The following is a 13,228-nucleotide window of genomic DNA, read 5'->3' as shown; positions in this document are numbered from 1 at the left end:
TTAGATTTGACTTCAAATAATAATAATCTAAAACTAAGATCATGAAACTACTGTACATCTTTTTACTATGCATAACCTGCTTTACAGGTTTCTCACAAGATAATGAAAGTCCGTATTTGTTGGTATCCACAGAAGATGCTATCATTCCTTTAAAGTCATCAGAAACAACTGTAAATATAGCTGGTACGGTTGCTCATGTTCAAATTACGCAAGTATATCAGAATAAAGGAACCGGGGCTGTAGAAGCGAAATATGTATTTCCGCTTTCTACACAAGCAGCGGTTCATAAAATGCAGATGACTATTGGCAATAGAATTGTGAATGCCAAAATATTTGAAAAACAAGAAGCTCAAAAAGTGTATGATGCTGCTTTGGAAGAAGGTAAACGAGCAGCGAAGTTAGACCAAGATAGACCCAATGTTTTTAAAATGAACGTAGGTAATATTATGCCTGGCGATGAAATTGCCATAGATATCTATTACACAGAAATATTAGTGCCTGTAAATGGGGAATATCAATTTGTAGCACCAGGAGTTGTAGGTCCTAGGTTTACGGGTGAGAGTACTAAAAATGAAGAGAGTTTCAATATGCCATATTCGGCGAAGGGCATAGCCGATAGTTTTGATTTTGATATGTCGGTAACCCTAAATGCGGGCATGATTATTCAGAATATTAATAGCAGCAGTCATAAAGTAACGGTGAATCATCCTAATTCAAAAACAGCCGAAGTCTTTTTATCCGAAGAAAATAAGAATCCCTCGAACAGAGATTTCATATTGAATTATAATCTAAGGGGAAATCAAATTCAAACGGGATTATTACTGTACGAGGGAGAAGATGAAAACTTCTTTACTTATCAAATGGAACCAAATAAAAATGTGGAATTACATGATATTCCGGCACGAGAATATCTGTTTATTGTAGATGTTTCGGGATCAATGAACGGTTATCCATTGGAAGTTTCAAGACAATTAATGCGAAACTTACTTTGCAATTTACGAATGAGCGACACCTTCAATGTTCAGTTATTCGCTTCTAGTTCAACTATGTTTAGTGCGACACCAGTAGAATCGACCGAGCAGAATATTGAAGCAGCCATTCGTTTTTTATCCGAAGGTCAAGGCGGTGGCGGTACGCAGTTGCTAAGTGCATTGCGTGAAGCTTATAAACTACCAAGAAAAGAAATGAACGTTGCAAGGTCTATGGTAGTAATTACCGACGGATATGTTAGTGTAGAAAAAGAAGCCTTTGAATTGATAGGCAATAACTTAGATCGAGCAAATGTATTCACCTTCGGAATAGGGTCTAGCGTCAATAGATATTTAATAGAAGGTATGGCGAAGGTTTCCAACAGTGAATCTTTCATTGCAACGACATCGGAAGAAGCTGCAGAAGTAGCGGAAGAATTTGCAAAATACATTGCTACACCCTTGTTGACCAGAGTAAAAATAGAATCGAAAGGATTTGATATGTATGACCTTGCCCAAAAAAGTATACCTGATGTATTTGCCGCTAGACCGGTGGTTATTCATGGAAAATATAGAGGCATGGCAGAGGGTGAAATTATCGTAACTGGTTACCAAGGCAAGAAGCGATTTAGACAAGTGTACAATGTGTCTGACGGGCAATTAAGCAAGCAAAACAAAGCATTGGGTTATTTGTGGGCAAGAAAGAAAATAGCGGAGTTAGATGATTATAACAATTTGTTCAATGAAGACGTAAAAGATGAGGTCGTAGCATTAGGATTGAAATACAATTTGTTGACCAATTACACATCTTTCGTAGCGGTAGATGAAGCCATAGTGAATAAAGATGGAACCCTGACAAAAGTAAAACAGCCGTTACCAATGCCAAATTATGTAAATAATTCAGCCGTAGGAGCAGAAGCAGCCGTCAAAGAGACTAGCAAATTCAAGCGCTCTTTCAACCTAGATTTTAATAATGAAATAGAGAAGAATGTAAAAAGACAATTAACGATGGAGTTCAAAGTGATGTATAGTAAATTGGTAACAAATTATTTAAAAAAGTATGAAAGCCTACGTATACAATTCAATGCAGATGGTAAAGTGATTGGCATAGAAAAACTAGAAAATGGTCGCTGGTCTGTTGATGAAAGCATGTTATTGGAATTTGAGAAAATTACTTTAAAATCCGTTAAAAAAGAGATGACTTTAACGATAAAAAAGTAGGTAGTATTAGTTTTCAGTAAGCAGTTTTTTTAAAACGCCATTGCAAGGCACGAAGCAATCTCTAACTAGTTGGTAGATTACTTCGTGCCTTTCTATATTATCTAATCCATACTTTTTTACGGGGCTCTTTTTCTTTATAAAAAACCTAGTAAAAACCAGGTGTAAACTTAATAAATACACACTGTTCAACGAAAACTAGATGAACGGCTACGAATACTAAAACAGCCTCATAAAAGCCCTGTCTCTGCTGTAATTTAGTAGTATAGAAACAAAACAACTAAAAAATTATATCATGAGAAAATTCATCCTTTTAGCCTTCATATTTAGCATGTATATCACGAATGCACAAGAGTTTCAATTAACCGATAAATACGATGTCACCAACCAAAGAAGTAGTGGTCAACAAGAGGAAGATATCTGGTTGGTAGATGTCATTGTTACGAACAACCCAGAAAGTCATGTAGCAACATTATCTATCTCGGATTTCGGTTTGTTAGATGAAATACGCATCTCGGTTTTAAGCAATCCGGATTTAGAGGATATCAATGAAATTTTAAAAGTAACGGTCGAATATAATGCTTGCTGTTCAAGCACAGAAGAGTACTATTATTTGGTAAGTAACGATAATGATTTCATTTCCTTGCCAGGTATTAAAAACGAGTATGCCTACGAACCTATTACGGATATACACTACATTTTTCCTAATCAGTTATTTGGCAAGGAAGGAACCATATTAAGAGCCGCATTACAATACACGGAAACAGCTACAATTAAAGAAATTAAAGTACTTAGAAGCATTGCCTGGAACGACGATGATTTTGATACTGAAGACGCTATAACAGCAATTAATTAGTAATAACCCTTAAAATTTAGAAACATGAAAAATTTAAAGAAAAGTGCCTTATTCCTATGCTTATTTGCATTTGTAAACATCTTCGCCCAAAGCGTAGATCAAGTAGAATTTGAAGTGATGGACAAAAAAATTCCCGCTGAAGAATTAACGTATGAGTATCTATTGGCTCACAAAGTATTTCTTCGCGAAAAGCCATCGGTGCGCAGTAAAAAAGTAACGTTACTTAATATCGGTACTAAAATGGTCTTATGGGAAAAAAGTCTTTATGCTATAGAAATAGACGGAATCAAAAGTCACTGGTACCGCGTAACCACAGGCAATGAAACCGGATGGGTGTGGGGCGGAATGATAGCTCAGAAATCCTTCGGCAGTATTGCGGACAACCAAGTAAAGTTTGTGTACGGTTATCAAAGCAGCGCTAAAAATGAAGCGGGAGTTACCGAAACTAAATATCAATTACGTGCCTTTAAAAACGGTCAACAATTAGATAAAATGGTATTGGATAGTTTGGCAGCCATTCCGGTTCACATTCAAAACCACGGTAGTTTAGGTTTGTTTAATGTTGAAGATGTAATTACGGTAGATTTAGCCGATGTAGATACTGGTTACCAAGTAGGTAAGAGCTACTTGTTCTGGAACAATGGTAGATTCAAAAAAGTGGCGGACTTAATTGACTACGCAGATACCAATTATTTAAAGACCGAGTCTTTTGTTTTTCCGTCGGATATGCAAGGTGTTAAGAGTACTATTTTGTTAAAAACAACGATTACAAAAAACATCAAAACGCTAGATGATGCTATGGCTCAGAACAATGTGGAGTTCATTACAACAAAGTATATCTGGAACGGATCTAAGTTGATTAAAAAAGAAGAAACTAATCAAATCAAAGATAGTGCTGTAGTTAGTATAGACTTTTAAAAAATAGCTATGAATAAGTGTTTAATTATAGTATTGGTTTATGTGCTAATGTTAGGTAGTAAGAAGCCGTTTTCGCAACAGTCGGGAGCGGCACTTGCTCCACCTTCTAAAAAAGAAGTGGTACAAGAATCCATCGTTTTTATTGCTGGTTTTGATGAAGGTGATAACACCTATTATGGCAATGCCAAGCAGTACTTTGAAAAGCAAAGAATGTCAGTTGTAGACAGTCTTTTTGCTATTGATGAGATAGTAAAATATCTAAATAGTGCAGGGGAGAACCAAATAAGGTATAACGAAATTCATATTGTAAGTCATAGTAACGCCTGGTTGGGCATGTCGTTAAAGACAACAAGAACTGGAGAACGCATTACAGAAAGGAGTTTGCAAGATGCAATAAGTGAGAATAAAATGGAAACCATCTGTGATGGTGTTACAAGCGATTCTAAAATCATTTTTCATTCCTGCGGATTGGGAGAAAATCAACCTTTACTTCAAGAATTGAAAAATACCTTCAAAGCAGATGAAGTTGTAGCATCGCCCTATTTCAATGTATTCGGTGGTAAATATGCAGACCATTATTTGGCAAAACCCTATTATGGATATTATCCAACGGCGGAATCTTTAGGTCCGGCGCATTTATCCAAAGAGTTCAAGCAAGCGTATCCGACGGTTAATATCGATTGGTTTACAGCACTAAAAACGAGACAGGAATCTTCGTTTGGTAAAGCCTATAGTTTCAAATTCAATATTCCGGTAGATTGGGAATTTACTTTTGATTCGGAGGATGATATACCTACTTTAGAAGACAAAGAAGCAATTATGGATTGGATTTCAGAATCCCCAGAAATGGCTGAGGTACTGTTTAAATTGAACATTCCTATAGAAAGTTTTAGATGGAGAAGCACTATCAAAGAAAACAAACTAATAATAAAAGGAAAAACAACCGTACTCTGCATATTAGCACCTATTTTGAAGTCTAATGATGCCAACGAGTACCAAAGCACAAACATACAAGACCCTTTATTATATCAAATATTATAGACATAATAACGTTAGATAATTACTTAAAATAGAACACATATTTGAATCTGCTTAGTAAATACTTCGTATTGGTATTTTGTTTATTAGGAACAATGCACTTAGCTGCGCAAAACAGTCAGCTACGGGCATATACCATTGCAGATGGTTTACCGCAATCTCAAGTATATGATGTGCTGCAAGATGCAATGGGTTATTTGTGGTTAGGAACGCAAGGTGGAGGATTAGCAAATTTTGACGGAGAAAACTTCGAAGTTTGGAATGAAAGTGACGGATTACTTTCCAATTACATTGATGCTTTACATACCGCAAACGATTCCCTTTTTGTAGGTACCAAAAAAGGACTTTCCATAAAAGTAAAGAACAACTTTGTAAATTATAATTCCCCACAAATACTACAATTTAACACCGCTGAAAATGTGTTGTATGTAGGTACTAAAAAAGGACTTTACAGCTACTCAAAAAATAAGAAACTATGCAAGATTTCTATAAATGCTGAAATAGATTCCAGCGAAATTAATTCAATACTTTTTGATGGAAATTACTACTGGTTGGCTACAAATAACGGTTTGTGGAAACTTAATGCATTGAGCGAATCCGCCACTGAAAAAATTAAGGTTGAGGCGAATAACTTTAAGTCCGTCATACAACATAACAACAAAATATTGGCGGCAACTTTTGATGACGGTGTATTTATAATGGTTAAAGAGAATACTGCTGACCAGTTTCTGATGCCCGAACCATCGCGTATAAATTCCATGTCCATTCATAATACGGATGAGCTTTGGATAGCCACTGATAATGATGGTATTACGGTGGTAGAAACCACTAAATTCTCAGAGCTAAAACGACTTAATACGGCTAACGGCTTAGCTACTCCGCATATCAGAAAAATCATGGAAGATGATAATGGAAACTTGTGGATTGCAAGTTCTGGTGGCGGACTCTACAAGTACTTTCAGAACAATTTTAAGCACTACGACCAAAGTACTGGCTTAAAAGGCAATCGTATATATGCGGTACATAATGCTGCTGACGGGTTATGGTTGTCTACTTCGGAAGCCGGACTAACAAAGGTTGATTCGCTAGGCATTCATCCACTACCTAATGAAAGCACTTTTTTCGATGTAAAAATCAAAACCATAACTAGCGATTCAAAAGGGAATCTTTGGGCAGGTTCAGATAATAGGGGATTGCTATTTCGAGAGACTAAAATGGTCGACAGTTTGGTGTTCTCGTCGAGTGAAACCTTTTTAATAAATATTGACACGGTTTCTGTAGAAAGAACCACCAATCATATTATTGATGAAAGCAAAGGTTTTCCGTCAGATTGGGTGCGTACGGTAATTGCCGATGATGATTTTATATGGGCAGCGACCTATGCCCACGGTATCGTAAAATTCAATTACTATTCAGACAATGATAGCCTTGTGGTTAGAAAAACTTTTTCGAAGCGAAATGGAATTACTGACATGCTAATAAAAGGCATGGTTAAAGGTCCTGATGGTAAACTCTGGTATTCCACACAAAATGGTCATTTAGGCTATATTGAAAATAATAAGGTGACGAGTATTGAAACCGGTCTAGAACAGCAAACCGCAATCGGTACTATTTTGTTTCATGACGAAACGATTTATTTAGGTACTTCGGGTAAAGGTATTTGGTATGCTAAAAGTACCAATCCCGTTAATTTTCAACAATTAAAAGGAAGCAAGAATTTATCTTCAAATAATATCTATCAGCTCATTTTCGATGAACAAGGCTATTTGTGGGCAGGTTCAGAAAGGGGAGTCGATAAAATAGAATTGAACCCAGAAAACGAAATTGTAGATGTGTACCATTTTGGTAGAAATGACGGATTTTTAGGCATTGAAACCTGCTTAAATGCTGTTGACAAAGATGCTAATGGTAATATCTGGTTTGGTGCAATTTATGGACTTACTAAACATATTCCTAGTGAAAGCAAAAAAACGGCAGCACCGCCAACCGTATATTTTACGGGCGTTGAAGAACGTTATAAAAATATAGATTCTTTAGTTTTAAAAGATTGGACGAATAGTAACAAAATATTGCAATTAACTCCCGAACAAACACAATTAGGTTTCTCGTTTAGAACGGTAGATGTAGACCACCCAAATGAGGTGGAATACAGAACAAAATTAGATGATATCGAATGGAGCCCGTGGGTAAAGGAGAACAAACAAAATTTCGCGGGACTCGCTTACGGAGCCCATACCTTTTCGGCGCAATCTAGAAATTACAGATGGCAAGAAAGCGAGCCAATTACATTCAGTTTTTTTATCGATAGTCCCCTATACAAAAAGGACTGGTTTCAGTGGTCGGTTTTGACATTGACAATATTGGTATTGTTGGGAATAGGTTTGTTTTATATCCGTAGGATAAAAGCAAAAAACAGAGCCGCTCAAGAGCATTTAAAAACTCAGAACTATCTGCTTACTTTAGAGCAAAAGGCATTGCAATTACAGATGAATCCGCATTTTATATTTAATGTATTAAATGGGGTGAAAGCCATGGCAGGCAACAAGCCCGAAAAGATGGATACTACAATTAATAGTTTTGCCATTTTGCTTCGCGAAACCTTACAGAATTCTAGAAAAGAACACATAAGTTTAGATCAAGAAATAAAGGCATTACGACATTATGTGGAAGTAGAACAATTAATGGCTCAAAAACCATTTGAATGTTCTTTCAGTGTAGATACCAATCCCGATGCCGAAGAGATATTGATTCCGCCAATGTTGATTCAGCCTTTTGTAGAAAATGCCATTAGACACGGAATATTAAAAGGAGAAAGAGCAGGAGAATTAGAAATAGCCTTTACCACCACAAAAAGCCATTTACAGTGCAGTATTATTGACAACGGAATGGGTATTTTTAAATCGCAGAACGAAAAACCAAAAACAGACCATCAATCTATGGCGTTGACGGTAACGAAAGAGCGGTTGGAATCTATTGCCGGTAACAATACCTTGAAAATCAGCGAGATTAAAAATGAAGACGGTAGTATTGGCGGTACCAAAATTAGCTTTAAAATACCATTACTAACAGATTATTAAAGACCTATGCATACAGCGATAATAGTAGAAGATATGATTGACGCCTTAACCCTTTTAAAGCGGGATATTGAGACGCAACACCCAGATATTGAAATCATCGCAACGGCACAGAGTGTAGTGGAAGCCGCAAAAGTGCTACGTAAAAATCAGCCCGATATTCTATTCTTGGATATCATGCTTGGTGATGGTACAGGCTTTGATATTCTGGAAATTTTCCCCGATTTAAAATCGAAAATCATATTCGTAACAGCGAGTGATGAGTTCGCGATAAGAGCCTTCAAGTTCGCAGCAATCGACTATGTTTTAAAGCCATATTCAAATGACCATTTAAGTTTAGCAATTGCTCGTGCAAAAGAGCAGTTGCAGCCTAATAAAGAGCGATTGCAGATATTAAAGGAAACCATTGAGGCTCCGGAGAAAAAGCCGAATAAGATATCGTTACATACGCTAGACCAAATTATCATTGTCAGTTTAGATGATATCATTCGGTGCGAATCTGACAGTAATAACACCATTTTTCATCTTCAAGACAAACGCAAGATATTCGTAACAAAGACCCTAAAGTACTTTGCCGATTTATTAAGTAGTCACGATTTTGTGCGAGTACACCAAAGTCATTTGGTTAACCTGCAATGCATTAGTGCCTATATCAAAACCGATGGTGGTTATTTAATGTTAAAAAACGGAGAAAATGTACCAGTTTCAGTGCGTAAGAAAACCGAGATTATAGAGATTTTGGATAAGATGCATCGGTAATTTTAATATAGAAAAATGTAGCTAATTGAATATTTAATATATCATGAATTTTAGAATCCTAATTTCATATCCTGGGTCAATGAATCAAGGTATTTCTTAGTATCTAACTTATAAACAATTGGAGGTCTGCTACCTGTTTTTGTGGCTGTTCCTACCTTAATTAATATTTTCGTTTTTAAAATTCGCTGTCTAAAATTTCCGCGATCCACTGGTCTTCCAAGAATAGCTTCATAGAGTTTTTGCAATTCAGGAATTGTGAATGATTCTGGCATAAAGCTAGCAAGTAATGGCTTGCTTTGTAGTTCTGCTCTAAGCATTAGTAAAGCTTCAGAAACCAAATGCGAGTGATCTAAGGCCAACGATTTTGTTTCATTCACATTTACCCATTTTACCTCTTTAAAAAACGGACCGGTTTTTAAATCTTTCTGTTTTTGACCAACAATGCTATAATATCCTATGGTTACAAAACGTTGAGATACATGTTTAATAATATCTTCAGGAAAGCCTAAACTTGAATATCCCTTTATTTCTTCAGAAAATTCTCGTTGAGCCGAACCAAAAGTTCCGAACTGACTAAGTAGTAAATTGTTTATTTCTGTTTGTTCAAAAAGTATGCGTTTTGCCGCTTCATTAATTCCTTCATTTTGATAAATGTAACCTCCTGGAATATTCCAAATATCTGCTTGTACAGGTTGTACAATGGGTACTTGTAAATGCTCGCCGTTAAATCTAAAAATAACACAGTTTATAGATAATTGTGGAATGCACTTTTTAAGCTCTTGGCGAATAAGTGTTATGGTTTCTTCTGAAAATTGGGACATTAAATAACGGTAATGGTTTGAATTATAAACGAATATAAACTTAAAAATTATAATTATTAAACTATTTTTCTATATTTGAGTGAAATTCACTCATTTATATACATCAACAATGACCACACCAAAAAAAGGAAGAACCAAAAGAAGAATTTTACGGGTCCTTGCCGTATTAGGAATTCTAATTGCAATTATTGCAGTAGCCGCATATTTTATGCTAAAACCTGCTGAACAAAAAGTACTTGTATTTTCAAAAACTGAAGGTTATAGACATGAATCTATTGAACCAGGAATTGAAGCCATTAAAAAATTAGGAGAAACTAATGGTTTTACCGTTGTCGCTACCGAAAACGCGGAAGATTTTAATGAAAATAATTTAAAAGATTTTATGGCAGTGGTATTCTTAAATACTACAGGTAATGTTTTAGATCCCGTACAACAAAGCCAAATGGAGCGTTTTATTCAAGCTGGTGGGGGTTATGTAGGAATACATGCCGCAACGGATACAGAATATGGTTGGCCATGGTACGGAAAATTAGCAGGTGCCTATTTCGATAGTCACCCTATGAACCCTAATGTTCAAGAAGGGGCTGTGAAGGTTGTTCAGCCAAATCATGCCGCAACAGATTCGTTGCCAAGTACATGGACGGTAGCAGATGAATGGTATAATTTTAAAGCCATAGACCCTACCAACCAAGTTTTAATTACGGTAGATGAATCTACTTATAACGGTGGTACAAATGGCGCTAATCACCCAATAGCATGGTATAAAGAATATGACGGTGGTAGGTCATTTTATACAGGTATGGGTCATACCGATGAACAATTTTTAGATTCTAAATTTTTAAGTCATTTATTAGGCGGTATTAAGTATGCTATAGGTCTTGGGCAGCCGGTAGATTATAGTAGGGCATATGCCGAATTGGTTCCCGAAGAAAATCGATTTATGAAAACGATGTTTACACAGAATTTGAATGAGCCAATGGAGCTTGATTTTCTAAGTGATGATAAAATCATATATATTGAAAGAAAGGGAGGTATTCATATTTATGATCTTGAAAAAAGCAAAGATTCATTGATAACAACCTTAGAAGTTTTCTCAGGATTGGAAGATGGTCTGTTAGGTTTGGCAGTAGATCCAAATTACAAAGAGAATAACTGGATTTACCTATACTATTCTGAAAATAAGGGAGAAAACAATCAAAATTTATCCCGTTTTGAATTAAAGAATGGTTCCTTTGACCTTACATCAGAAAAAATTCTATTAAATGTAGTAACTCAACGAGAAGAATGCTGTCATTCTGCAGGTTCCATTGAGTTTGGGCCAGATGGTTATCTCTATCTATCTACAGGAGATAATACTAGCCCTAGAGTAGACGGGTATTCACCTTTAGACAATAGGGAGGGAAGATATGGCTGGGATGCCCAAAAATCGGCAGGTAACACAAATGATTTAAGAGGTAAAATATTACGTATTAAGCCGGAAGTAGATGGAACATATAGTATACCTGAAGGAAATCTTTTTCCAAAAGGAACGCCTAAAACAAGACCGGAGATTTATGTTATGGGAAACAGAAATCCGTATCGTATTTCAGTAGATTCAAGAACCGGTTTCTTGTATTGGGGTGAAGTTGGGCCTGATGGAAATAATGATTCTTTAAATTTAGGACCTAAAGGGTATGATGAAATAAATCAAGCACAGAAGGCAGGTAATTTTGGATGGCCGTACTTAATTGCCGATAATCAGGCATACAATAAGCGTGATTTTAAAACCGACACTACAGGTGCATTATATGATTCATTACAACCTATTAATGAATCGCCAAACAATACAGGCTTACGGGAGTTGCCACCATCACAACCTGCAATGATTTATTATCCCTATGCTACTTCAGATAAATTCCCCGCTTTGGGAACTGGTTCAAGAAATGCAATGGCCGGTCCAATTTATTATAGCGAAGATTATGCGGATAGTGGACTAAATTGGCCCGATTTTTTTGATGGTAAATTGTTGGCTTATGATTGGATGCGTGGTTGGATTTTTGCTGTGACAATGAAGGAAGATGGTTCATTTGAAAAAATGACACAGATCCTACCCAATATGAAGTTCAACAATACTATCGACATGATTTTTGGTCCTGATGGCGCACTTTATATATTGGAATACGGTACAGGCTGGTTCTCACAAAATGCGAACGCTACGCTCTCAAGAATAGAATATATAAATGGCAATAGAGCTCCAAAAGCAGAGATTGCAGCAGATAAAACTATAGGCGCAGATCCGTTGACCGTAAATTTTGCCGGAAGAAATTCAATTGATTATGATGGAGATGCGCTTACATACAAATGGACATTTGGTGATGGAAGTGAAGAGTCTTCAGAAATTAATCCAGTATATACATTCAACACATCTGGTAAATTCAAGGTAAACTTAGAAGTAACGGATTCTGAAGGTAATGTTGCAAATAGTGAAACCGAAATTATGGTTGGTAACGAATTGCCGGAGCTTACTTGGGAGATTACTGGTGGAAATGGCAGTTTCTATTGGCCAGATGCCCCAATAGATATTAAATATAATGTAGATGTAAACGACGCTGAGGATGGTAAATTATCTGATGGGACCTTAGATGCATCGCGCATTATTGTTTCTTTTGATTATTTAGCAGAGGGTAGTGATAAGGTACTCGCTGCTAAAGACCACGCAAATATGGCAGATGCTGCTTACGCTTCGGTTGGTAAAACATTAATGGGCAGTTCAGACTGTATTTCTTGTCACAAAGAAAAGGATAAATCCATAGGGCCTTCTTATATTGATATTGCCGATAAATATGCTACAACCCAACAAGCATCGAGTATGTTGGCTAACAAAATTATAAATGGAGGAAGTGGTAATTGGGGTGAAATACCCATGGCGGCACACCCAGATTTAAGTGTAACCGAAGCAAAACAAATGGCAGAATATATTCTTAGCCTTTCACAGTCGGCAGCACCGGTAAAGTCTAAATATCCACCTGCGGGTAGTTATACAAGTAACCAACATATTGGAAGTAAAACAAAAGGCACTTATGTGTTAACGGCTAGTTATACCGATATGGGTGGTGGTGAAATAGAAGGTCTAAATGCCCAAAAGACATTTTTACTTAGATATCCTAAAGTTGAAGGTGAAACTTTTGACGATGGCACCGCTCAAAGAATGAATGTGCCGGCAGGTACCATACCTGACCTAGATGAACCGCTAGGTATCGCTATTGGAATGAAAGACGGTTATTTTATGTTTAAGGATATGGATTTAACTGGGGTAAAAGCAGTTACAGGCAATTTTGCGATTGCACCTGGCATAGTAAAAGGCGGAGATGTTGAATTTCGTATAGGCAGTCAAGATGGAGCGCTTTTAGGAACCATAAATGTAGAGGTTGGCTTAACTGAATTTGGTTTAAAAGAGCTTAAAACAAATTTTAGCAAATCTGTAACAGGAAGGCAAGATCTTTATCTTGTATTTAAGACGAAAGATAAAGATGAAGGAGCCCTTGTGGGTATTGTTGATTGGTTAGAATTTTCTAATAAATCTCTTTAACAAGATTT

Annotated in this window: 8 protein-coding genes; 7 read left to right on the top strand and 1 reads right to left on the bottom strand. The window is 36.4% G+C overall.

Annotated elements, in window-relative coordinates; translation table 11 throughout:
* Window positions 1–41: 41 nt before the first annotated feature.
* From BTR34_RS01690 to BTR34_RS01665, 6 genes are all read left to right on the top strand, one after another.
* Entirely contained in the window at window positions 42–2,189 is a 2,148-nt protein-coding gene (locus BTR34_RS01690) for a VIT and vWA domain-containing protein (RefSeq protein ID WP_068486877.1), read from the top strand.
* A 292-nt stretch (window positions 2,190–2,481) separates the two neighbouring features.
* A complete protein-coding gene (locus tag BTR34_RS01685; protein ID WP_157483963.1) occupies window positions 2,482–3,042 on the top strand; it encodes a hypothetical protein in 561 nt (186 codons plus the stop codon).
* A 24-nt stretch (window positions 3,043–3,066) separates the two neighbouring features.
* Complete coding sequence (locus BTR34_RS01680) at window positions 3,067–3,960, top strand: SH3 domain-containing protein (protein WP_068486881.1); 894 nt, start codon at window positions 3,067–3,069, stop codon at window positions 3,958–3,960.
* A 9-nt stretch (window positions 3,961–3,969) separates the two neighbouring features.
* Complete coding sequence (locus BTR34_RS01675; RefSeq protein WP_157483965.1) at window positions 3,970–5,001, top strand: hypothetical protein; 1,032 nt, start codon at window positions 3,970–3,972, stop codon at window positions 4,999–5,001.
* Window positions 5,002–5,093: 92 nt separating this feature from the next.
* Window positions 5,094–8,075: a ligand-binding sensor domain-containing protein gene (locus BTR34_RS01670; RefSeq protein WP_068486885.1), complete on the top strand. Its 2,982-nt coding sequence runs from the start codon at window positions 5,094–5,096 to the stop codon at window positions 8,073–8,075.
* 6 nt (window positions 8,076–8,081) lie between these two features.
* On the top strand, window positions 8,082–8,831 hold the full coding sequence (locus BTR34_RS01665) for a LytR/AlgR family response regulator transcription factor (RefSeq protein ID WP_068486887.1): 750 nt from the start codon (window positions 8,082–8,084) through the stop codon (window positions 8,829–8,831).
* A 50-nt stretch (window positions 8,832–8,881) separates the two neighbouring features.
* On the opposite strand, the gene BTR34_RS01660 is transcribed toward BTR34_RS01665, so the two are convergent.
* A complete protein-coding gene (locus tag BTR34_RS01660; protein ID WP_068486889.1) occupies window positions 8,882–9,652 on the bottom strand; it encodes an NUDIX hydrolase in 771 nt (256 codons plus the stop codon).
* A gap of 109 nt (window positions 9,653–9,761) precedes the next feature.
* On the opposite strand from BTR34_RS01660, the gene BTR34_RS01655 reads away from it, so the two are divergent.
* Window positions 9,762–13,220: a ThuA domain-containing protein gene (locus BTR34_RS01655; protein WP_068486891.1), complete on the top strand. Its 3,459-nt coding sequence runs from the start codon at window positions 9,762–9,764 to the stop codon at window positions 13,218–13,220.
* The last annotated feature ends 8 nt before the right edge of the window (window positions 13,221–13,228 follow it).

It is taken from the genome of Maribacter hydrothermalis (genome assembly GCF_001913155.1).
Lineage (GTDB): Bacteria > Bacteroidota > Bacteroidia > Flavobacteriales > Flavobacteriaceae > Maribacter > Maribacter hydrothermalis.
Note: the sequence above shows the minus strand (reverse complement) of the source record. Positions and strands in the feature narration are given on the sequence as shown.